Below are 22,326 nucleotides of genomic sequence, written 5' to 3' on the forward strand. Positions count from 1 at the left end.
CGATGAGCTACCAAGTAACCATCGAACCCACCGGTGAGCAGATCGAAGTGGAAGAGGGCCAGACCATCCTGCAGGCCGCCTTGCGCCAGGGCGTCTGGTTGCCGTTTGCCTGCGGTCATGGCACCTGCGCCACCTGCAAGGTCCAGGTGCTGGAAGGCGAGGCGGACCTCGGCGCGGCTTCGTCTTTTGCGCTGATGGATATGGAGCGCGATGAGGGCAAGGTATTGGCGTGCTGTGCCATCCCGCAAAGCGACATGGTGATCGAGGCCGATATCGATGCCGACCCGGATTTCCTCGGGCATCCGGTCGAGGACTACCGCGCGGTGGTCAGCGCGCTGGTCGACCTGTCGCCGACCATCAAGGGCGTGCACCTCAAGCTGGACCGGTCCATGGCCTTTCAGGCGGGGCAGTACATCAACCTGCAATTGCCCGGCATCGAAGGCACGCGGGCCTTTTCCCTGGCCAATCCACCGAGCCGTGCCGATGAAGTTGAACTTCATATTCGGCGGGTCGACGGTGGCCTGGCCACGGGCAAGATTCACGACGACTTGAAGGTCGGCGATACGGTGGATCTGTCCGGGCCGTACGGCCAGTTTTTTGTGCGCACCTCACAGCGTGGCGACCTGATCTTCATCGCCGGGGGCTCCGGTTTATCGAGCCCGCAGTCGATGATCCTCGACCTGCTGGAAGCCGGCGACAGCCGCCAGATCGTGCTGTTCCAGGGCGCGCGCAACCGCGCCGAACTCTACAACCGCGAACTGTTCGAGGCGCTGGCCCGGGAATACGCCAACTTCACCTATGTGCCGGCGCTCAGCCAGGCAGACGAGGACTCCGACTGGACGGGGTTCAAGGGCTACGTGCATGACGCGGCGAAGCAGCATTTCGACGGACGCTTCAACAACCGCAAGGCTTATCTGTGCGGGCCGCCAGTGATGATCGACTCGGCCATCACCTGCCTGATGCAGGGCCGGTTGTTCGAACGCGACATCTTCATGGAGCGCTTCTACAGCGCCGCCGACGGCAGTGAACAAACCCAGCGTTCGGCATTGTTCAAACGCATCTGAGACCGCCCCCCGATCCACTGTGGGAGCGAGCCTGCTCGCGAAGAGGCCGGCACATCCAGCATCGATGTCGCCAGCCGGAGCGCTTTCGCAAGCAGGCTCACTCCAACCAGCAATGGAACCTGCCTTCTCGACACTACGAGCGGGCAGGGCGTGCCCGACCGATAACAACAATAAGGTTGAAACGAATGACTCGCAGAACAAACAAGCTGCTCGTGATCTCCACCCTGGCCAGCGTCAGCGCGGCGCTCTCTGTCCCGGTGCACGCCACCGAAGGCGGAGGCACGTCCTACCCTTTGGGCGCGGAAAACTATATGTCCGGGGCGATGCCGCCACCGGGCTTCTACGGACAACTTTTCGTCAATCACTATGAGGCCGATAACCTGCGTGGCAACGACGGCAAGAAACTCCCGGTGGATTTTCGCGTGCGCGCCAACGCCATCACGCCACGGCTGATCTGGGTCAGCGATTACACCTTGTTCGGTGCCAGCGTGGCGCTGCACGCGATCGTCCCGCTGGTGGACCTCAAGGTCGATTTCAACGGTCAGTCGCAAAGCAAAAAAGGCCTGGGGGACGTGATCTTCGGACCGGCACTGGGCTTTCACCACAGCGATAAATTCCACAGCATCCTCGCCCTGGACATGATCGCCCCCACCGGGAGCTATGACCGTGGTGACCTGGCCAACACCGGGCGTAACTACTGGGTGATTGAACCGGTCTATGCCATGTCCTACGTCGACCCGAGCGGGCCCAACCTCGATGCCAAGGTGATGTACGACTTCAACCGCGAGAACCCGGCGACCAACTACCGTTCTGGGCAGGAGTTTCACGTCGACTATGCCGTCGGCTGGGGCCTGGGTAATGGTTGGGTGCTGGGCGTGGGTGGCTACTACTACCGACAAACCACCGATGACCGCCAGAACGGCGAGACGATCCAAGACAACAAGGGCCGGGCGCTGGCCATCGGGCCGTCAATCAAATACACCAGCAAGGAGGGCTGGTTTGTCACGGGTAAATGGGAGCAGGAAACCGAAGTGCGCAACCGGGCGCAGGGCAATGCGTACTGGATGAAGCTGACCGTGCCGTTCTGACAGGGCCCGTGATCACTGCAAAACCCTGTGGGAGCGGGCTTGCCCGCGAAACGGTATATCAGACGCTATTTAAATCGTCTGACGCCCTGTATTCGCGAGCAAGCTCCTCCCACACCCGTTACCGGCCGCTGGACAGCGGCGGGGTGCGCGGCGGGGTGCGCGGCGGGATCAGGCGCTTGGACCCGGTCGACTCGAACGCCGAAGCAAAACGCAGCAGGGCCGAATCGTCATAGGCGCGACCGGCGAAGGTCAGGCCGACCGGCATGCCGATGTCGGGCATCACACCCATCGGTACGGTGACCGTCGGCACGCCCAGGTGCCGGATCGCGAGGTTGCCGTTGGCCACCCAGATGCCGTTGCTCCACGCGATATCCGCTGACTGCGGGTCGACATCGGCATTGGCCGGCGCCACGTCGGCGACGGTCGGGAACAGCACCGCGTCGAGGCCCAGGCGATCCATCCATTCTTCGAGGTCGATGCGGCGGGTCTGTTCAAGACCACGCAGGCCGTCAGGCACCGTGCTGATCTGGTCCCACGGGGTGATGCCACGCTCGGCCATCCTCACGTATTCGTCCATGCCGGCGGCCAGGTCGCCCTCACGATTGGGCAGCGTGCCCGGGTCGTGCGGGAAAATCAGCGGCCCGTCGACGTCGACCAGCCGGTTGAGTTTCGGATCGCCGTTGGCTTGCAGGAAATCATCGAAGGCCCAGGCCGTCAGGTCCCACAGCTCGTGGTGCAGGAACTCCTTGGAGACGATGCCGCGGTTGAACACGGTCGGCGCACCGGGACGATCACCTTCGCAATTGGAAACCAGCGGGAAATCGACTTCGAGCACTTCGGCGCCAGCGGCTTCGAGGGCCTTGCGCGCTTGTTGCCACAGCTCGATGACCGAGTCACGGGTGATGATGCGTTGCCCGGTCGGCCCGCCGATACCCGGTGCATCGCTAGTGCCGGCTTCGGCATCGGCATTGATGTACATGCGCGGAACGCCGAAACGCTTGCCTGCCAGTGAGTCAGACTTCACGGCAAGTTTCTGGTAGGAGGCCGGACGCACCGAAGCAACGCTCGGAATCGGCACCCAGGGTTGCAGGCGCCACAGGTCGCCACGGGTGTCGGGATCTTCCGCCACCACCACGTCGAGGACCTCAAGCAGGTCGGCCATGGTTCTGGCGAACGGCACGACCACGTCCATGGTCGGCGTCAACGGCCAGTTGCCGCGCACCGAAATCACCCCGCGTGAAGGCGTATAGGCACACAAACCGTTGTTCGACGCCGGACCACGGCCACTCGACCAGGTTTCTTCGGCGAGGCCGAAAGCTGCGAAGCTGGCCGCGGTGGCGGTGCCGGCGCCGTTCGACGAGCCCGAGGCGAAAGGGGCCGTGAGGTAGTCGGCGTTGTACGGGCTTTCGGCACGGCCATAGACGCCACGCTGCATGCCGCCATTGGCCATCGGTGGCATGTTGGTCTTGCCCAGGCAGATCGCCCCGGCAGCGCGCAGACGCTCGATGGTGAACGCGTCGCGATAGGCAATCAGGTCCTTGAAGGCCGGGCTGCCCGAAGCCGCCGTCAGTCCCTTGACCAGATAACTGTCCTTGGCCGTGTAAGGAATGCCATCGAGCGGCCCCAGCGTCTGGCCTTTGGCTCGACGGGCGTCGGAGGCCTGCGCTTCAGCGAGCGCTTCGGGGTTGCGCACCACGACCGCATTGAGGGCGGTGGGCGTGTCGGTGCCGTCGTATGCATCAATCCGGGCGAGGTAAGCCTGGACCAGCTCAACCGCCGTGGTCTGGCCGGACTCCAGCGCAGCGCGCAGTTGGGCGATGGAAACTTCAGTGACCTCGATCATGCTGCCACCGCCGCTTGCTGATGGGCGACACAGTGATGGCGGCCATCACACCAGGTCTTGGGCACAGCGACATCGCTTTTCTGAAAATGGGTGTTCATATCGGTTCTCGTTGCACGGCGTTCCGCGACGCGGTCTGTTTTTGTGGCTGAGCGCTGTATTTTGCACCAAGTCGGGGGGAGGGCAATCGCTGTGATGGGGTGTGTGCTGATTCAGGGGGCTGAACGAGGATCGGTAACGCCCTCCGTGGCTGATCGCTTGCCCCGAAGAGGTGACGGCCTGGTGACAATGACATTCAGCAGAAAATAATCCCGGTGTCATCTGGCTGTCACCGAGCCCGTGGCAACATCCTCGCGATCCGCGTTGAGCGGTCCAAGGGCTGTCGGATTTGCCAGGAATCCCCACCATGAAAGGCGACGCCTCACTCTTTGCCGCTATTGATCTGGGCTCCAATGCGTTTCGCCTGATGATCGGCCAGTCGGTCAAGCGCAATCAGCAGTTCATGATCCAGGAAGTGAAAACCCTGCGTGAACCCGTCCGTTTGGCCGAGGGTTTTCAGGGTGGGGCGCTGGACGAACTGGCGCTGGATCGAGGCTGGCAGGCGCTTGCGCGCTTCGGCAAAAAAATGCGTGGCTTCGAGGCGGGGCGAGTGCGGGCGGTGGCGACCAGCGCGGTTCGCCAGGCGGACAACGCACCCTTGTTTCTGGCCAGTGCCGAGCGGCACCTGGGGTTTCGCATTGATGTCATTTCCGGGCAAGAAGAGGCCCGACTGGTGTACGCCGGCGTCGCCCATACCCTCCCTGATACCCAGCGCATGCGCCTGGTGGTGGATATCGGTGGCGGTTCGACCGAGCTGATCCTGGGCAAGGGCGCACAGCCTTTACTCACCGAGAGCATTGCTGTTGGCAGCGGCACCGTGGGGGCGCATTACTTTCCGGGCGGCACCATCAGCGCGAAGGCGCTGCTGGAAGCCGAGCGAGTCGCCACGCTGCAGTTCGAAAGGGTTGCACGCCGTTATCGTGCCCAGGGCTGGCAGCAAGTCATCGGCTCATCAGGCACGGCGCGGATGCTGGCCAAGGTGCTCAAGGCCAACGGGTTGAACGACTACGGTCAAAGCGGCGTGACCTATGGCGGTCTCTTGCGCCTGTCGGTGCGCCTGCTGGAAGTGGGGCATGTCAAACAGCTCAAGCTGGCCGGCTTGCAGGCTCATCGCCTGAGCATCCTGCCGGGCGGTCTGGTGCTCATGTTGGCGGCGTTCAAGGTGTTTGGTGTCTCCCACATGACGCCGTCCGAACCCGGGTTGAGGTTTGGTGTGCTGCATGGGCTGATGTCCAGACACTGATCACCTCGGTCCCCTGAGCTGGCTTGTCGGGTCGCCGCAGCGCAGCGATGGTCGTTAACGATAACGCGCATGATCTGGGTCAACGCGGCGTGCTCGGGTCCATCGCCAGCAAGCTCGCTCCTGACGGTGTTGCGTTGCCTATGCCCGGGCACGGTCCCTTGTGCGCGGGCCTGCCAGCGAAGGTGGTATCGCAAGTCGCTTCAGTAGACCCCTGGTATCAACCGCCAGCTGCGCGCGCAATAAGCCTCGTATTCAGCCCCGAATTGCGCCCGCAGCAGGGCCTCTTCTGCCTGTATCCGCGCGATCAACGGGATCAGCGTCAGCGCCGCCAGGAGCAGGCCCAGCCCCGAACGGAACGCCAGTGCCCAGCCCACGGCAATGATCAACATGCCCAGATAACTGGGGTTGCGCAGGTTGCGATAAATTCCGTCGGTGACCAGCCGATGCCCTGGCTGAATCGCCACCAGCCCACTGAAGCGTTTGCCGAGCACGAACACCGGCCACATTCGCAGGGCGCCGCCGAGGATGAACAGCAAGGCCCCCAGCCAGCGCACGCCCTCGCCACCGAACGTCCAGAAGTCGATGCGGTCGCTGTAGGCCGGCAGATAACCACTCAACAAGCCAATGACCCCGAATGCCGGGAGTACCCAGCGGTTGGCCCGATCCTCGCGTTCGCCGGAGCTCAGGTTGACCTCGGTGAACAGCGAAGCGATGACCATGACCAGCGTGGCAAGCGCCACCAGCACCAGCGAGGGATGGGAGAAAAACGCGGCGAAACCACCCAGCCCGCCTATTGCCAGCCCGAGGTAGGCGAGGGTGGACACGATGGCGAAAAACGCCAGTCTGGCGGAAATTTTCATTGGCAACTCCACTGAGGGTAACGTCCCTTCTTTCAGTGTAGGAGCTGGCTTGCCGGCGATAGCATCTGCGGCATCGATGCGCCTCGCATGGTCCTTTTCGACCATCGCCAGCGCCAGGTCTTTTCCGGGTTGTTCGGCAACGTCAGGGCGGCGCCACGTTATCGCTGAAAAGCCAGCCCCGGGTCAGGGTGAACTAAGCTTGGATAAGGATCGTTCACCGCTGCCCCGTGGACCCTTCGACGAGTGGGCGGCGCGTAACAGGAGCCGCCATGCTTCACATCAGAACGCCGTTGATTCTGCATCCTGGCCTCTCGACCACGACCCGCCGCATCTGGCTCAAACTGGAAAACCTGCAACCGAGTGGTTCATTCAAACTACGCGGCATGGGGCTGTTGTGCAGTCAGGCCGCGGCTCAGGGCAAAACCAGAGTCGTGTGCCCGTCCGGGGGCAACGCCGGATTCGCCACTGCCGTGGCCGCCGCCAGCCTGGGGTTGAAAGCCTGCATCGTGGTGCCGCATACGACTCCTGAAAGCACCCGCGCACGGATCCGTAAAACCGGTGCCGAGGTGATCGTCCACGGCAAAGTCTGGGACGAGGCCAATCAACGGGCCAAGGAACTCGCTCAGGGTGCGGACAGCGAATACGTGCCGGCATTCGACCATCCGGTGTTGTGGCAAGGGCACAGCACGATGATCGATGAAATCCTCGAAGACTGTCCGCAGGTCGACGCCGTGGTGACCTCGGTGGGCGGCGGCGGTTTGCTCGCGGGCATTCTCACCGGGTTGATCCGCCATCGGCGCACCGATTGCCGGATCATCGCCTGCGAAACCCGGGGCGCGGCATCGTTCGCCGCGGCCATGGCGGCGGGGCATCCCGTGCGTTTGCCACGGATCGACACGGTCGCCACCTCGCTCGGCGCCGCTCAAGTGGCGGCGTGGCCGGTGCAGCACATCCTCGCTTTCCCCCATGAGTGCGTGGTGCTGGAAGACGAGGAAGCGATCATGGGCGTGGTGCGTTACGCCAGTGATTTGCGGCAGTTGGTGGAGCCGGCGTGTGGCGTGTCGCTGGCCATTGCCTACCTGGATCATCCGGCGATTGCCGAAGCCCGGGACGTGGTGGTTGTGGTGTGCGGCGGGGTCAGCATCAGCGCGGCACTGGTGGCCGGCTGGGCGCGGCTCTCTTGAACTCAGTCATGAAAGCAAGGCAGGGCCGGAAACGCTGTCCAGGTTTCACAAGCCCCACCGCTGAGGTTGGCCGTCGTTATTGACCGGCTGGAACGCCTTCCTGGACGAGAATGGCGCGAGCCAGGTCTTCGTCGCTTGCGTTGTTGAGGTCGGGGTGCTCCTGCCGGAGCTGTTTGAGAACCGATTCCAGATAAGCGCCGCGAATCGCACCGCCACTGGCCACGAAGCTGGAGGCGTCATCCCGGGCAGGAATCATGAGTTTGTGGTCCTTGAACGTCGAGTACAGCGATGCGGAAACCCCGGCTGAGGTGGCGACATCGCCTGCGTCCACCTTGGCCATTGCAGAGCCGAAGGGTAAACACAGCAACAGAGACGAAACGATAATCAGACGGCGCATGACGGTGTCCTCTCAAAGCGTGAAGCAAAAAGGAAGTCCCTCATATTTTAGGATGCACGGCGGTTGTCAGGAGTTCCCTGAGGGTGATCATTCACCTCGGTGTGGTGCGGATAATCATTTTCCGGGGCGTGTGTTCACCTCAAGCGCGGTAGCAACCGGCTTGCCAGCGATGGTCGTCAACGATGGCGCGTGTAGCCTGGTTAAACGCGGCGTACTGGCGCCGATCGACAGCAAGCCGGCTCAGGTTGTGCGTTTGCAAGGCGCCTTGATCTGATCCGTATTTTTCTGCGCTTTCTGCCTCTGTAATGCACTCGGCCTGCGCCCCACAATAACGGCACGGTCCGCAGTCGCAGCAGTGGTTGCACCGCTTATTCGAAACGGAGGTGACCTTATGGGCAAGATGGCGATTTTTCTCGGTGGTTTTCTGGTGCTGACTATCCTGATCGGCGTGCTGGCAACGATTTCACCGGCCTGAGGCACGTCAATGTCATGACCCCGCATTGAGGGCTGCAAGGTGTGGTCGGGGATCGCCCGAGCCATGCCTGCCTGTTTGATCTTGAATATCGCAATATAAAAAGATATACAGCGATCACATGCGCGGTCTTAAACAAGGAATGACTCATGACCATGGCCCTGAACGGTAAAGAAGCAGTAGGCGAACGTTACGAACTGGAATCGATGCGCCATGCGCAGCAGATGACCTGGAAGGCCATTGAGCAGATTGCCAGTGTCATCACGCCGGGCATGCGCGAGTCCGAGGCGCAGTTGCGCGGCAAGCAGGTCCTGTCCGAAATGGGTATGGATCGAATCTGGCATCCACTGCTGGTGCGCTTCGGCGCCAATACGCTCAAGACGTTCAAGCAACGCTCCGACGGCGACCCGCAGCTGGGTGAAGAGGACATTTTCTTCATCGACATGGGGGTGGTCTGGCAGGGTCACGAAGGGGATGCCGGCGCGACATTCACCACCGGTTCCGATCCGCAAATGATCGCCTGTGCTTCGGCCGCCAAGGACCTGTTTGACCGGGTCGAGAGCTTTTGGCGCAGCGAGCGGGTGTCCGGCGTGGCGCTGTATGACTATGCCACCGCTCAAGCGAAGGCCATGGGCTGGACGCTCAATCTGGACATCAAGGGTCATCGGGTCAGCGATTTTCCCCATGCGATATACCGGGGCGGTGATCTGGGAGACCTGGATCAATGCCCGACCACTGGCCTGTGGATTCTGGAGATCCAGATCGCCCACCCCGAGCGTCCCTTCGGCGCGTTCTACGAGGATTTGCTGATTTGACCGTCGAGTGAACCTGCGTCCCGGGAAATTGCGCTATTGTCGCTGGCCGCCACTGAAGCGATTTCCAAGGGACGAAGCACATGACATTGACTGTCGAAAGCCTGGTCAGCATCGCCATGACCAATCCGATCAACGCTGAAATCACCTCACGTTTGCCTGCACTGGGTTTGAATCAATGCCTGCTTACCGCCGGCTGCCTGTTCCAGGCCGTGTGGAACCAGCAGGCGCAGCGCCCGGCCGCGTGGGGAGTGAAAGACTACGACGTTTTTTACTTCGATGAGGACCTGTCGTGGGAGGCCGAAAATGAGGTCATCCTTGCTGCGCAGCATCTGTTCCGTGACCTGGAAGCCAACGTCGAGATGAAGAATCAGGCGCGGGTCCATCTTTGGTACAGCCAGCGGTTTGGCGGGGCTTATCCGCAGCTTCAATCGGCCAGGGACGGGGTTGATCGCTACCTGGTCGCCGGGACCTGTATCGGCCTGGATGTTGAAACCGGCGAGGTCTATGCGCCCCATGGCCTGGCCGACACCGAGCACGGCCTGCTGCGCATCAATCCCAAGAATCCCCAGCCAGAGTTGTTCATGCAGAAGGCCAAGAGTTATCAGACTCGCTGGCCCTGGCTGAAGATCGTTGCGCTTGAGCCGTCCTGAGCCACTGCAACAGGGCGCTAGCGCGGGGAGTGCGTCTATTGGCTTGTCTGTTGCCCGTGGGCAGCGGCGGCCAGTTGCCCGGTATCGACCCGGACAAAAATCGAATCGCCAATGGCGGTGAGCACGTCCCCGGCATAGACCTCACAGATGACCCGGGTCTTGCGCCCGACTTCGCCATCCACTTTGGCCCGCAGGGTCAGCGGTACACCCATGGGCGTCGGTTTGATGAACTTGATGCCCAGGTTGCCCGTGACGCAATTGATGCGCGGCAGGCTGGCCACTTCACGCTGTTCCTCACGGTAGTGATAAGCCATCACCGTCCAGTTTGAATGGCAGTCCACCAGCATCGCGATCAGGCCGCCGTAGACCAGATCCGGCCAGCCGCAATGCATGGCATCGGGCAGGTGTTCGGCCATCACATGCACGCCATCCTCATGCCAATGGCTCTTGATGTGCAGCCCGTGGGGATTGCTGCTGCCGCAACCGAAACAAACGCCTTCGGGCGCGGCGGTGTCTTGCAATGAGAGGTCGAGCTTGGACATGGATCGATCTTCCGGAAATGAAAACGGTAAAACCTGCGGGAGTGAGCGTACTCGCGATAGCGGGTTGTTCCGGCGCTAGGCGCATGACTCGCACCCGCTATCGCGAGCAGGCTCGCTCCCACAAAAGTGGTGCCTGTTATTTCATATCGGTCAGATCCGCGCCAGTGCCTGGGCCAGGTCCGCGCGCAGGTCCTCGACATCCTCGACCCCCACGGACAAGCGCACCAGCGCATCACCGATACCCAACTGCGCACGGGTGTCAGCGGGGATGGTGGCGTGGGTCATGATCGCCGGGTGCTCGATCAGGCTTTCCACACCCCCCAGGCTTTCGGCCAGGGCAAAGATCCGGACGTTTTCGAGGAAACGCCTGGAACCGGCCAGGTCGGTGTTGAGGTCGAGGGAGATCATTCCGCCGTAACCGCGCATTTGCTGCCGCGCCAGTTCGTGCTGCGGGTGCGACGCCAGGCCCGGATAGTAAACGCGCGCGACCTGCGGCTGGCGTTCCAGCCATTGCGCCAGTTCCAGCGCATTGCTGCAGTGACGCTCCATGCGCAGCGCCAGGGTCTTGACCCCGCGCAGGGTGAGGAAGGCGTCGAACGGGCCGGCAATCGCACCCACCGCGTTTTGCAAGAAGCCCAGGCGCTCGGCCAGTTCAGGGTTGTGCCCGACCACCGCGATGCCGCCGATCACGTCGGAGTGGCCGTTGAGGTACTTGGTCGTCGAGTGCAGCACGATGTCGAAGCCCAGCTCCAGCGGGCGCTGGATATAGGGGCTGGCAAAGGTGTTGTCGGCCACGCAGATGATGCCGCGTGCACGGCAGATGCGGGCGATGGCGGCGAGGTCGGACAGGCGCAGCAGGGGATTGCTCGGTGTCTCGACCATGACCATCCGGGTGTCGTCTTGCAGTGCCGCCTCGAACGCCGCCAGGTCGGTCAAGTCGACGAAGCTGAAACGATGCCCGGCGCTGCGCTGGCGCACCTTGTCGAACAGGCGGAACGTCCCGCCGTACAAGTCATTGCCCGAGACCACGTGCGAGCCGGCATTGAGCAGCTCCAGCACGGTGGAGATCGTCGCCAGCCCCGAAGCGAAGGCGAAGGCCTGGGTGCCTCCTTCGAGATCGGCCACGCAACGTTCCAGTGCCCAGCGCGTCGGGTTGTGCGAGCGTCCGTAGTCGAGGCCTTTGTGGACGCCGGGGCTTTGCTGCAAATAGGTGGAGTTGGCATAAATGGGCGGCATCAGCGCCCCGGTGGAAGGGTCCGGCGCCTGCCCCGCGTGGATCACCCGGGTGGCGAAGCCCTGTGGTGCGGCGTCTTTATCGTGCTGACTCATGCAAGGGATCTCCGTAAGTGATTGAGCATATCGAACCGGGTAATCAGGCCATGAAAGCCCGACGCGTCGGCGATGATGGCCACCAGGCCGCGGTCGAGCTCGGCCTGCAGTTCGGCCAGGCTGGCGCCGGGTGGCAGGGTTTGCAGTTTGTCGGACATCGCGCTGGCCACGGTCACGCGAAAGTGCGAAGCGTCCTGGTGCACACGCAGCAGAATGTCGGACTCGTCGATCACCCCGATCAGCCGCTGGCCATCGACCAGCACCGGCAGTTGCGACACATCCGCCAGGCGCATGCGCTGGAAGGCGGTGAGCAGGGTGTCATCGGGACCGACGCTGATCACCCGGCCATCTTCGAAACGCCGCGCGATCACGTCGCGCAGGTCGCCGTAGCGCTTGCTCTGCAGCAGGCCCTGATCGGACATCCACTGGTCGTTGTAGATCTTCGACAGGTAGCGGGTGCCGGTGTCACAGACGAAGCTGACCACCCGTTTCGGCTTGGTCTGCTCGCGGCAGTAACGTAGCGCCGCGGCCAGCAAGGTGCCGGTCGAGGAGCCACCGAGGATGCCTTCGGCGCGCAGCAGTTGCCGGGCATGATCGAAGCTTTCCTCGTCGCTGATCGAATAGGCGTGGCGCACGCTGGAAAGGTCGGAAATCGATGGAATGAAGTCTTCGCCGATGCCTTCCACCGCCCATGACCCGGGCGTCGGCAGGGTGCCGTCGCGGCTGTATTGGGCCATCACTGAGCCGACCGGGTCAGCCAGTACCATCTCCAGGTCGGGCTGCACCCGTTTGAAAAAACGCGTCAGCCCGGTCAGCGTGCCGGCCGAACCGACGCCGACCACGATGGCGTCCAGATCATGCTGGGTCTGTGCCCAGATCTCCGGGGCGGTGCTGCATTCGTGGGCCAGCGGGTTGGCCGGGTTGTTGAACTGGTCGGCGAAGAACGCGTCGGGAATGTCCTTTGCCAGCCGCGCGGCGACGTCCTGGTAGTACTCGGGATGGCCCTTGCCGACATCGGAGCGGGTGATGTGCACTTCGGCGCCCATGGCCTTGAGGTGCAGGACTTTTTCCGTGGACATTTTGTCCGGCACCACCAGCACCACCCGGTAACCCTTGGCGCGACCGACCAGGGCCAGGCCGAGGCCGGTATTGCCGGCGGTGGCTTCAACGATGGTGCCCCCGGGCCGCAGGCGGCCATCGCGCTCGGCGGTATCGATCATCGCCAGGCCGATACGGTCCTTGATCGACCCACCGGGGTTCTGCGATTCAAGCTTGAGGAACAGGGTGCACGGGCCTGTATCGAAACGGCTGACACGCACCAGGGGCGTATTACCGATCAGTTCGAGTACGGCGGGGCGGGAGTCGTTTGGCATGTCGTCACCTCCTGTGGAAATTCGCACTGGAAAGACAGAAACCAGTGGCGCGCCATCGCGCCATTCGCGGCAAATCTTCGTTTGGACCTTAGGCCGGGATTGCCTGAGCCGCAACCTGAGACGGCCAGTCGGTCATGCCGTCTGCCAATACCGGAGGCCCCCGACGGTGGAGGGATTCCCTGTGTTTGGGCGGCTTTTTGGGGGAAGGGGATCATCGCGCGGGCGGTCGTCAGTGCCTAGCGAAATCGCTGCGGTATGGCCTCCTCAAACGGATAGAGCGAAAAGTAAGGCCGGGCTTCGTCGATGACCCGCTGGAACGATGGTCGCTGGGTCAACCGTTCGAAATACGCTTGCAAGTGCCGACAATCCTCGGGAAACGGCAGCAGGGTGCTGGCATAAAAAAGGGCCGGGCAGGCGGCGCAATCGGCCAGGCTGAAGTCCGGGCTGGCGACCCAGGTGCGACCAGCCAACTGGCGCTCGAGCATGCCGTAGGCGGTCATCAGCGCAGCGCGCTCGCGGGTCAGGTCGCCATGGGCCGCACGCAGGCGATCGGCAACGATCTGCTGCATCGGGGTCTGCACATGAAGGTCGAAGAAGCGGTCCCACAGGCGCACCTCCAGCGCCGTGTCCCAATCACCGGGAATCAGCGGGTGTGGGCCTGCATGGAAGTGGTCCAGGTACTCGATGATGACACTCGACTCCGCCAGGTTGCGCTGGCGCGCGTGATCGCGGATGACCGGGAATTTGCACGGGGGCCAGAGCGCCTGGAGCACTGATCGATCTGCCTCGCTGGTGAGATCGATGATCTTCTTTTCGAATTCGATGGCCTGTTCGTAGAGCGCGACCAGCACTTTGTGGCAGTAGGACGACAGCGGATGGTAGTAAAGAGTCAGCGGCATCTTTGAGCTCCGGCTTGCAGGGCGACCCCTGCAGTATTGGCCAGGGTCGGCAAACTCGCGCGGCTGGCTGACGAACAGCTCGGACGATCAAAAACCGCCGGCCAGCGAAGGCGTCAGTCAATTCAGCATCCCTCTCGGCAGCGCCTTGCTGGCAATGGTCGTTAACGTAAACGCGTTCAGACCGGTTGAATGCGGCGCACTTGAGTCCATCACCAGCAAGCTGGCGCCTACAGACGTCCGGTCATTCGAAGGCGCTGCGGTAGGCGAAAATGCCGGGCAGGCCGCCGGTCATCACAAATAGCAGGTTGCTTCCCGCCGGATACTCGCCGGCGCGAACCGCCGCCAGCAAGCCGGCGAAGGCCTTGCCACCGTACACGGGATCAGCAACTAGGCCTTCGCGGGATGCGAGCAGTCGCACTGCCTCCAGCATGGCTTCGGTGGGTGCGCCATAGGCGTCGCCGCGCTGGCTGCCGTCCACGCTGACCGAGCTTTCGGCCAGCGTGGCGCCGGGGTCAAGCAGTTGCAGAACCTGGCGGGTTTTTTCCAGGGTTGTGCTCGCCGCCTGGTCTTCGCCAGCGAGCACGGTATAGCCGGCGATTTGTGTTGATGAGTGGGCGAGGGTGACGCCGGCCAACAGGCCCGAATGGGTTCCGGCGCTGCCATTGGGCACGATGATCCGGTCGAAATGCACATCGAGCGCATCGGCCTGGCGCAGGATCTCGGCCGCGCAGGCGCTGTAACCCAGGCTCCCTCTGGGGCTGGACCCGCCCAATGGCATGACAAAGGGTTTTTTCCCCTGTTGCCTGAGCTTTTCGACCCGCTGCGCCGCGAAGACATCGGGCGCGGCGCCGGGGGCAAGTCGGTGAACCGTCGCGCCAAACAGAGCGTCCAGCACGACATTGCCGTTGTGGCAAAAGTCCTCGTCGCTGCGCACCGCCGACGGCGTCAGGATCAGTTCGCAGGCCAGTCCCTGCTGGGCGGCGACGGCCGCCGTCAGCCGCGCATGATTGGACTGAAAGCCGCCCCAGGTCACGAGCGTGTCGGCCCCTTCGGCCAGTGCTTCGCCGAGCAGAAACTCCAGTTTGCGCAGCTTGTTTCCGCCGCCGCCGAGACCTGTCAGGTCATCTCGCTTGACGTAGATATTGCAGCCGTTCATCTCGGGCAGACGGCTCAATCGAGACAGTTTCTGAATCGGTGTCGGACCTTCGAGCAGCGTCGCCCGGGGGTAGGCCGCGAGTGCGGTGTCGAGGTGGCTCAAGTCATGGGGCATGCGGGTTCGCTCGTGAAATGAAGGAACGGAGGGGGTCTGTCACTGTATTAAGCCCTCCTGCGAAGATAAATGCGTGCCGTGGAATTTCAGTTGATACACCGTGTAATTAGCGCTGCAGCCCGCGCCGGCTCTGCGTATCACTCATACCGATAGCTCCGATCAAATTAATTCGTTTTTGAAGATGCTTGGGCGCGGGTAGTGTCCGCTTGAACCGAAATTTCAATTCAAGTACGACACCGGAGTGCCCTTCGTGAACTATGCCGATCGCAACCTTTCATATTGGCGCCGCAACCTGGCCGTCTGTGTCTTTGGCTCCTTTACCACGCTGGTCAGTCTGAGCATGTTGCTGCCGTTCCTGCCACTTTATGTGCAACAGCTGGGCGTCACTTCCCAGGCCGACGTGGTGCAATGGTCGGCCGTGGCATTCGGGGCGACGTTTTTCGGCACGGCGATCACCGCGCCTCTCTGGGGACGACTGGCCGATCGGTATGGGCGAAAACCGATGCTGATCCGGGCGGCCATTGGCATGGCGGTGGTGATGTCGATGATCGGGCTGGCGCGCAACGTGACCGATCTGGTGCTGCTGCGCCTGATCGCGGGGCTCATCGGTGGCTACGCCTCGGCTTCCATCGTGATGATCGGCTCCCAGGTGCCAAAGGAAAAGGCCGGTTGGGCCTTGGGCGTGCTGTCGACGGGGGCGCTGTCGGGCAACCTGATCGGGCCGCTGGTGGGGGGATTCCTGCCTGGGCTTGTTGGCATCCGAGGCACGTTTTTCGTCGGTGGCGCGATGATCGCGGTGGCGGCGATCACCACGATTGTGCTCATTCGCGAAGACTTCGATCGCGCCACGGACGGTGCTCGCCGGGGCAAAGAAACCCAGACGCCAGGTGTCAGTTCACGCTGGCCGATCATCGCTGCACTGCTGATCACCGCGATGATGGTGCTGCTGGCCAACATGTCGATCGAGCCGATCATCACGGTCTATATCGGTCACCTTGGCGTCGCACTGGATGACCAGGCGCGGATTGCCGGCGTGATCATGGCCTGTTCCGCACTGGGCAGCATCTTGACCGCCGCTCGCCTGGGGGCGCTGGCCGACCGCGTCGGCAGCTGGAACGTCATCATCGGCTGTTTGCTGGTGACGGGCGTGGTCATGGTGCCCCAGGCGTTCGTCACGCAATGGTGGCAACTGGCGATTTTGCGCGGCGTGATGGGCATGAGCATTGCCGGGCTGCTGCCGGCCATTGCCAAGCTGATCCGGCATTCGGTGGCGGAGCACAACACCGGCAAAGTCCTGGGTTATCTGCAGTCGGCACAGTTCTCTGGACAGGTCATCGGACCCCTGATCGGTGGCCAGATTGGCGCGCACTTCGGTTTGCATCACGTGTTTCTGGTGACGGGCGCCCTGTTGGTGCTGTGTGCCGGAATCAACGGTTGGGTGAAGGCCTCGCCCGCTGTCACGCAACAAACGCCCGCTCAAAGGTAGCCTGGACGGGGCAGGCGCTCGAAGGCCGGGAGGGGGAGGCATCGCGGTTTAGTTGGTTCACCAAAAGCGATTACGAGATTCACAATTGATCATTTTACATGATCATTAGGCGGGCATAGGTTGAGGGTGCACAGACACCGCAGCCAGTGGCGGATCGAGTCTTCGAATCTGAGGCTGTGGAACAACAATAACGCAACCACTGCTCCACGGAGTCAACGTGAACCATGCATCTGAATCAGCCAGAATCCGTAACCACCCCCGGTACAAGGATTTGGTCTCAAGGCAGCGACGGTTCGTCGCTGGCCTGACCGCCGCCACCCTTGTGCCGTACTTCACGTTTATCCTCGTCGCGGCCTTTGCGCCCAGCCTTCTGGCGACGAAGCTTTCCGCCACCAGCATCATCAACATCGGTTGGCCGCTGGGCCTGGCGTTCATCATCGGAGCCTGGTTGTTCACCGGGCTCTACATCCTTCGGGCCAATGGTGAGTTCGATGAGCTGACCGCAGAAATCCGCGCGGGGGTGATCGTATGAAACGCCTTCTTCGCAACCTCGTCCTTCCAGTCCTGCTCAGCGCATTCGCGGCTCGCGCCATGGCCGCCGACGTTTTGCAGAACGTCGAAAAGCAACCGATCAACATCACGGCGATCAGCATGTTCCTGGTCTTCGTCGTGACGACCCTGGGCATCACCTACTGGGCCGCCTCCAAGACCAAATCGATGGATGATTTCTACAACGCGGGCGGTGGCATCACCGGGTTCCAGAATGGCCTGGCGCTGGCGGGCGACTACATGTCGGCAGCGGCACTGCTGGGTGTTACCAGCATGATCTTCTTCAATGGCTTCGATGGGGTGCTGTATTCGATCAGCTTCTTTGTGGCCTGGCCGTTGCTGCTGTTTCTGTTTGCCGAACGCATCCGCAATCTGGGGCGCATCACCATTTCGGACATCGCCTCGTTCCGCCTCGATCAGAACCGCATTCGCACCATGACAGCCTTTGGTTCCTTGACGGTGGTGTGCTTCTACCTGGTGGTGCAGATGGTCGGGGCAGGGCAGTTGATCCAGCTGTTGTTCGGCCTGCCCTACAACTATGCGGTCATCGCGGTGGGGCTGTTGATGGCGGTCTATGTGACCTTTGGCGGCATGGTCGCGACCACCTGGGTGCAGATCATCAAGGCCGGCTTGCTGTTGCTGGGCGGCACCTTGCTGGCGTTTCTGGCGTTGAGCAAGTTCGGCTTTTCCTTCGATCTGTTGTTCGAGAAAGCGGTGGCCGCGCACCACGACGGCGAGCGGATTCTGCTGCCGAGCAAACTGGTGGCCGACCCGCTGTCGCTGATCTCGCTGTCCTTGGGCCTGGTCTTCGGCACGGCGGGGCTGCCACACATCCTCATGCGTTTCTTCACCGTTCCGGACGCCAAGCAGGCGCGCAAGTCGGTATTTGTCGCCACGGGCTTCATCGGTTTTTTCTACCTGATCGTGGCCGTGCTGGGCCTGGCCGCCATCGTCATCGTCGGCCAGGACCCGGCCTTCTACGAGTCGGGGATTGTCGGCGGCAAGCTGATCGGCGGCGGCAACATGCCGGTGATGCACCTGGCCAAAGCCGTGGGCGGGGATCTGCTGCTCGGTTTCATCTCCGCCGTCGCCTTCGCGACAATTCTGGCGGTGGTGTCCGGATTGACCATGGCGGGCACCTCGGCGATTTCCCATGACCTCTATGTGATGGTCATCAGAAAGGGCCGTGCCGATGCCGGGGATGAACGTCGTGTGTCGCGCATCGCGTCGGTGGGCATCGGCATCGTCGCCGTGGTGCTGGGGATTCTGTTCAAGGATCAGAACATCGCCTTTCTGGTGGCGCTGACCTTTGGCGTGGCGGCTTCGGTCAACTTTCCGATCCTCGTGCTCTCGATGTACTGGAAAGGGCTCACCACACGCGGCGCATTGATCGGCGGCGTCGCCGGCCTGGTGAGCGCGGTCAGCCTGGTCATTCTCTCGCCCGCTGTGTGGGTCAAGGTACTGGGCAATCCCGAGGCGATTTTCCCGTACGACTACCCGGCCATCATCTCGATGAACGTGGCGTTCTTCTTCACCTGGCTGGGGTCGGTGACCGATCGCAGTCACGGCGCAGCGCTTGAGCGAGCGCGTTTCGATGATCAGTTGATCCGCGCCCGGACCGGGCTCGGCGCGTCGCAAGCGGTCAGCCACTGAGGCGTATTCGCCCAACCCATACCTTTGCTGTTTTGCGCATTTTGCAAACGGAGTCAGCCATGCAACTAAAAGACAATGGCCTGAGATTTTCCCCTGTCACCGTCGCCCTGCACTGGGTCGTCGCGTTCGCGCTGCTGGGGATTTTCGGCCTGCAACTGGCCATCGGTCACGCCTCCGGCGAGGCACTGCGGACAGAGCTCGGCAGGGTGCAAAACCTGTTGGGCCTGATGTTGTTCCTCGTCTCGATCTACCGCTTCTGGGCCCGGATCACCTCATACCATCCACTGCCCGTGGGCACGCCCAATCCCATCGAAGTGATCATCAGCCGCTCGGTGGCGGTGGCACTCGCCCTGGCCATGGTGCTGCTGCCGGTGGCCGTGTGGGCTTCGCGGGCCGCTGCCGGCGAGGGGGTGACGCTGCCGGGCGGATGGTCGATTCCGACATTGCTGCCGGTCAACGCGGTGTTGAAGGACGTCGTCGACCTGCTGTTCAACATCGGTGCGTCAGCCTTCCTCGCCGGCCTTGCCTTGCATGTGTTCGGCGCGGTGAAGAATCACTTTCTCCTGAAGAACAACACGCTCAAGCGGATGCTTGGAAAACATGTGGAGCTGTGAGTCATGAACGAAGCCAGATTCGATTTTGCCGGTAACGCCATCACCCGGCTCTGCGGCGTGAAGTACCCGGTTTTCCTCGGCGGGATGGCGGCGATTTCCGGCCCGCCACTGGTCGCTGCGGTGGCCAATGCCGGGGGCATGGGCGTGATTGGCGGCTTGCGCTTGCCACCGTTGGCCTTGCGCCGCTGGATCCAGGAAACCCGCGCGCTCACCGATCAGCCCTTTGGCGTCAACTTGGTGCCGCAGTTCGGCGGGCCGGATGTGTTCGAGGCGCAGTTTCAGGTGATCCTCAAGGAGAAGCCCAAACTGCTGTCCCTGTTCTACGCCGAGAAGTATGCCGCCGACATGATTGCCCGGGCCAAAGACGCCGGGCTGGTGGTCATGGTGCAAGCGGGGTCGGTGGAGCTGGCCCACATTGCCATCGCTCAGGGCGCAGACATCATCGTGGCCCAGGGCAGTGAGAGTGGCGGGCATTTGAATCGCGGCACGATTGGCATCATGCCGTTGTTGACGTCGATCCTGGCCGTCTGCGAGGGCCGGCCGGTGCTGGCGGCTGGCGGTATCGTCAACGGCGAGGATGTCCGCGCATTGATGTCGCTCGGCGCTGGCGGGGTGGTGGTGGGCACGGCGTTCATCGCCACCGAGGAGTCAAATGCCCATCCGCTGTACAAACAGAAGATCGTCGAGGCGACCACCGATGACACCGAGTACCGCACCGGCTACTCGTTCGGCTGGACCTGGGGCACGCCGCACCGGGTAATACCCAACCGCGACAAGTGGAACCTGCTGCGCTTCATCGGCGGCGGCGCCCGCGCCATCGACAAGCCGCGGATGGCAAAAAAGCTGTCGTTGTACGCGGGGCAGGGGGTGGGCAAGATCCACAGTGTCGTGCCCGCTGCCGAGCGCGTGGCGGAGCTGGTGCTCGGGTTGCCGGTGACGACAAACCCGGTGCATCCCTGGTCATTGGTCGAGCCGGAACTCCGGATGCATAGCTGATCCCACTGTGGGCGCTGGCTTGTCGGGTCGGCGCATCGCAGCGATGGTCGTCAACGATAACGCGTGTGATCTCGATAAGCGCGGCGCACTGGAGTTCATCGCCAGCAGGCTGGCTCCTGCCGGGGTTATTTGTTGAGGCCGCTATACAGGGCCGATTTACACCACAGCCGGTCGGGCTATTTGCTGTTGTGCCAGGCCGATGAAGGCGCTCATGGCCGAGGTGATCATCGAGTCGTTGCGGCGGATGAATACGGTGGAGACCTTGGCGAACTCTGGCGGCAGCGTGTGGCAGCGAATCGCATGGCGCACGCTGCAACTTTCCGCGATGGCCTTGGGCAACAGGGTGACGCCCATGCCGGCGGCGACACAGGAGAGGATGCCGTCGAGGGTGCCCAGCTCCATGATCTGGTTTGGCACCAGGCCGACCTGATAGAACCAGTTTTCCAGGGTCGAGCGATAGAAGCAGCCCGTGCGGAACACCAGCACGGTTTGCTGGGGCATTTTCTCGATCAGCGCGGGTAGCGTTTCGAAGTGATTGCTGCTGACCAGCACCAGTTCTTCTGAAAACACTTCTTCCTGGGCCAGCGCCGAATTCTGGTGGAAGCCGCCGACGAAGGCGCCATCGAGGCGATGGGCTTCAATCGCCTTGATCAGCTCCACTGTCGTACCGGTCAGCAGCGACAACTGGACGTCAGGATATTGCTCGCGGTACTTGGTCAGCACTTGCGGCAAACGGATGGCGGCGGTGGTTTCCATCGAGCCCAGGCGCAGCAAACCGGTCGGGCTGCCGGTGTCCATCAGCGCGCTGCGACTTTCATCGGTCAATTGCAGGATGCGCCGCGCATAACCGAGAAACGTCTCACCCGCCGAGGTCAGCACCACCCCGGACTTCTTGCGGATGAACAGTTCCCGGTTCAGTTCGGCCTCCAGCTCTTTCACGCGCATGGTGACGTTGGACTGCACCGTATTCACCTGCACCGCCGCGGCGGTGAAGCTGCCCAGTTCAGCCACGGCGCAGAAAATCTTCAGTTGGCGCATTTCCATGAACGTCTCCAGGCATCATAAAAAGTGATTGAGTGCATGCTTATCGATCACTTTACGGCCGTTTACGACGGTTAGTAAAGTGCGCGAAACCAACTGATGAGCCCGATTCGACGATGACAATGACACTGACTTCCAGAATCGACCATGTCTTTGCCGGAGGGCTGGAAGTGTTGCAGCCCGAAGGTCAACGCACAGGCCTGTTCAAACGCCGAATCACAGGCCCGGCCCGTGTGGAGTTGCACGGCATTGTCGGCGACCAGCACGGTGATACGAGGGTGCACGGCGGCCCGGAAAAAGCGCTGCATCACTATGCGGCGCAGCATTACGAGCGACTGGCGCAAGCCTTTGCCCACAGCGCCGGGCAACTGGTGGCGGGCAGTCTGGGCGAGAATATTTCGGCCCTTGGGCTCAGCGAATACAGCGTGCATATCGGTGACGTATTCCGGATCGGCAGCAGCCTGGTGCAGGTGTCCCAGCCGCGCAGTCCGTGCTGGAAGATCAATCACCGTTTCGATGCCGAGCACATGTCGATGTTTGTCGCCAGGGAGCGAATCACCGGGTGGTATTACCGGGTTCTCCAGCCGGGTTTCATCGAAGCGGGGGACCGGTTCGAACTGCTGGAAAGGCACACCGAACGCTTTTCCATCGACCAGTTCTGGCAAGTGCAGTTGTCGCATCGGCCGGTGATCGACGATCTGCTGGCATTGGCGGCAACCCCTGGCCTGGCGGACGACTGGCAGCGGCGCCTGACACAACGGGCGAACTGGCTGCGGAAAAGCTCTCACGATTAGTGATCCATAAGATCATTAATCATCATTTTACATGATTCACTGGCGGGCCTACCTTGGCCCTGCCAGAC

At 62.2% G+C, this 22,326-nt stretch carries 21 protein-coding genes; 12 read left to right on the forward strand and 9 right to left on the reverse strand.

What is annotated here, in order from left to right; translation table 11 throughout:
• Positions 1 to 2 precede the first annotated feature (2 nt).
• Entirely contained in the window at positions 3 to 1,064 is a 1,062-nt protein-coding gene (locus tag ACGJAX_RS18045; protein ID WP_090323222.1) for an NADH:ubiquinone reductase (Na(+)-transporting) subunit F, read from the forward strand.
• Between the two features lie 185 nt (positions 1,065 to 1,249).
• On the forward strand, positions 1,250 to 2,152 hold the full coding sequence (locus tag ACGJAX_RS18050) for a transporter (protein ID WP_390955581.1): 903 nt from the start codon (positions 1,250 to 1,252) through the stop codon (positions 2,150 to 2,152).
• A gap of 118 nt (positions 2,153 to 2,270) precedes the next feature.
• Here the strand turns inward: ACGJAX_RS18050 and ACGJAX_RS18055 are convergent, their stop codons facing one another.
• Positions 2,271 to 3,995: an amidase gene (locus ACGJAX_RS18055; RefSeq protein WP_390955582.1), complete on the reverse strand. Its 1,725-nt coding sequence runs from the start codon at positions 3,993 to 3,995 to the stop codon at positions 2,271 to 2,273.
• Positions 3,996 to 4,398: 403 nt separating this feature from the next.
• Here ACGJAX_RS18055 and ACGJAX_RS18060 point away from each other — a divergent pair, with 403 nt between their 5' ends.
• Positions 4,399 to 5,334, forward strand: a complete 936-nt coding sequence (locus ACGJAX_RS18060; protein WP_390955583.1) for a Ppx/GppA family phosphatase — start codon at positions 4,399 to 4,401, stop codon at positions 5,332 to 5,334.
• Between the two features lie 200 nt (positions 5,335 to 5,534).
• Here ACGJAX_RS18060 and ACGJAX_RS18065 read toward each other — a convergent pair whose 3' ends face one another.
• Positions 5,535 to 6,194 (reverse strand): isoprenylcysteine carboxylmethyltransferase family protein, encoded by a 660-nt coding sequence (locus ACGJAX_RS18065; protein WP_390955585.1) that lies wholly within the window; start codon positions 6,192 to 6,194, stop codon positions 5,535 to 5,537.
• Positions 6,195 to 6,463: 269 nt separating this feature from the next.
• Here ACGJAX_RS18065 and ACGJAX_RS18070 point away from each other — a divergent pair, with 269 nt between their 5' ends.
• A complete protein-coding gene (locus tag ACGJAX_RS18070; RefSeq protein WP_090323214.1) occupies positions 6,464 to 7,378 on the forward strand; it encodes a pyridoxal-phosphate dependent enzyme in 915 nt (304 codons plus the stop codon).
• A gap of 76 nt (positions 7,379 to 7,454) precedes the next feature.
• Here ACGJAX_RS18070 and ACGJAX_RS18075 read toward each other — a convergent pair whose 3' ends face one another.
• Positions 7,455 to 7,775 (reverse strand): DUF2388 domain-containing protein, encoded by a 321-nt coding sequence (locus ACGJAX_RS18075; protein ID WP_390955586.1) that lies wholly within the window; start codon positions 7,773 to 7,775, stop codon positions 7,455 to 7,457.
• A gap of 621 nt (positions 7,776 to 8,396) precedes the next feature.
• On the opposite strand from ACGJAX_RS18075, the gene ACGJAX_RS18080 reads away from it, so the two are divergent.
• Together ACGJAX_RS18080 and ACGJAX_RS18085 are read left to right on the forward strand one after the other, a co-directional pair.
• Positions 8,397 to 9,062, forward strand: coding sequence for a M24 family metallopeptidase (locus ACGJAX_RS18080; RefSeq protein WP_390955587.1), 666 nt, complete (start codon positions 8,397 to 8,399; stop codon positions 9,060 to 9,062).
• An 80-nt stretch (positions 9,063 to 9,142) separates the two neighbouring features.
• On the forward strand, positions 9,143 to 9,712 hold the full coding sequence (locus tag ACGJAX_RS18085; RefSeq protein WP_390955588.1) for a nucleotidyltransferase family protein: 570 nt from the start codon (positions 9,143 to 9,145) through the stop codon (positions 9,710 to 9,712).
• A gap of 35 nt (positions 9,713 to 9,747) precedes the next feature.
• On the opposite strand, the gene ACGJAX_RS18090 is transcribed toward ACGJAX_RS18085, so the two are convergent.
• From ACGJAX_RS18090 to ACGJAX_RS18110, 5 genes are all read right to left on the reverse strand, one after another.
• Positions 9,748 to 10,254 carry a PaaI family thioesterase gene (locus ACGJAX_RS18090; RefSeq protein ID WP_390955589.1) on the reverse strand — a complete coding sequence of 169 codons (507 nt, stop codon included), beginning with the start codon at positions 10,252 to 10,254 and terminating at the stop codon, positions 9,748 to 9,750.
• Between the two features lie 150 nt (positions 10,255 to 10,404).
• Complete coding sequence (locus ACGJAX_RS18095) at positions 10,405 to 11,583, reverse strand: PLP-dependent transferase (RefSeq protein ID WP_390955590.1); 1,179 nt, start codon at positions 11,581 to 11,583, stop codon at positions 10,405 to 10,407.
• A complete protein-coding gene (locus tag ACGJAX_RS18100; RefSeq protein WP_390955591.1) occupies positions 11,580 to 12,956 on the reverse strand; it encodes a pyridoxal-phosphate dependent enzyme in 1,377 nt (458 codons plus the stop codon). Before ACGJAX_RS18100 ends, ACGJAX_RS18095 begins: the two co-directional genes overlap by 4 nt.
• Before the next feature lie 236 nt (positions 12,957 to 13,192).
• A complete protein-coding gene (locus ACGJAX_RS18105; protein WP_248915116.1) occupies positions 13,193 to 13,855 on the reverse strand; it encodes a glutathione S-transferase family protein in 663 nt (220 codons plus the stop codon).
• A 241-nt stretch (positions 13,856 to 14,096) separates the two neighbouring features.
• Positions 14,097 to 15,125 carry a pyridoxal-phosphate dependent enzyme gene (locus ACGJAX_RS18110; protein ID WP_390955592.1) on the reverse strand — a complete coding sequence of 343 codons (1,029 nt, stop codon included), beginning with the start codon at positions 15,123 to 15,125 and terminating at the stop codon, positions 14,097 to 14,099.
• A gap of 250 nt (positions 15,126 to 15,375) precedes the next feature.
• Between ACGJAX_RS18110 and ACGJAX_RS18115 the strand changes: the two genes are divergently transcribed.
• From ACGJAX_RS18115 to ACGJAX_RS18135, 5 genes are all read left to right on the forward strand, one after another.
• A complete protein-coding gene (locus ACGJAX_RS18115; RefSeq protein WP_390955593.1) occupies positions 15,376 to 16,611 on the forward strand; it encodes an MFS transporter in 1,236 nt (411 codons plus the stop codon).
• A gap of 217 nt (positions 16,612 to 16,828) precedes the next feature.
• Positions 16,829 to 17,143 (forward strand): DUF485 domain-containing protein, encoded by a 315-nt coding sequence (locus ACGJAX_RS18120; protein ID WP_090323201.1) that lies wholly within the window; start codon positions 16,829 to 16,831, stop codon positions 17,141 to 17,143.
• Positions 17,140 to 18,813, forward strand: coding sequence for a cation acetate symporter (locus ACGJAX_RS18125; protein WP_247256787.1), 1,674 nt, complete (start codon positions 17,140 to 17,142; stop codon positions 18,811 to 18,813). The genes ACGJAX_RS18120 and ACGJAX_RS18125 overlap by 4 nt, the downstream gene beginning before the upstream one ends.
• A 59-nt stretch (positions 18,814 to 18,872) precedes the next feature.
• Positions 18,873 to 19,427 carry a cytochrome b gene (locus ACGJAX_RS18130; RefSeq protein ID WP_390955594.1) on the forward strand — a complete coding sequence of 185 codons (555 nt, stop codon included), beginning with the start codon at positions 18,873 to 18,875 and terminating at the stop codon, positions 19,425 to 19,427.
• A 3-nt stretch (positions 19,428 to 19,430) separates the two neighbouring features.
• Positions 19,431 to 20,423, forward strand: coding sequence for a nitronate monooxygenase (locus ACGJAX_RS18135; RefSeq protein ID WP_390955595.1), 993 nt, complete (start codon positions 19,431 to 19,433; stop codon positions 20,421 to 20,423).
• A 156-nt stretch (positions 20,424 to 20,579) separates the two neighbouring features.
• Here the strand turns inward: ACGJAX_RS18135 and ACGJAX_RS18140 are convergent, their stop codons facing one another.
• On the reverse strand, positions 20,580 to 21,467 hold the full coding sequence (locus tag ACGJAX_RS18140; RefSeq protein WP_090323195.1) for a LysR family transcriptional regulator: 888 nt from the start codon (positions 21,465 to 21,467) through the stop codon (positions 20,580 to 20,582).
• 119 nt (positions 21,468 to 21,586) lie between these two features.
• Here ACGJAX_RS18140 and ACGJAX_RS18145 point away from each other — a divergent pair, with 119 nt between their 5' ends.
• A complete protein-coding gene (locus ACGJAX_RS18145; protein ID WP_390955596.1) occupies positions 21,587 to 22,258 on the forward strand; it encodes an MOSC domain-containing protein in 672 nt (223 codons plus the stop codon).
• The last annotated feature ends 68 nt before the right edge of the window (positions 22,259 to 22,326 follow it).

The organism is Pseudomonas moorei (genome assembly GCF_042846945.1).
Lineage (GTDB): Bacteria > Pseudomonadota > Gammaproteobacteria > Pseudomonadales > Pseudomonadaceae > Aquipseudomonas > Aquipseudomonas moorei.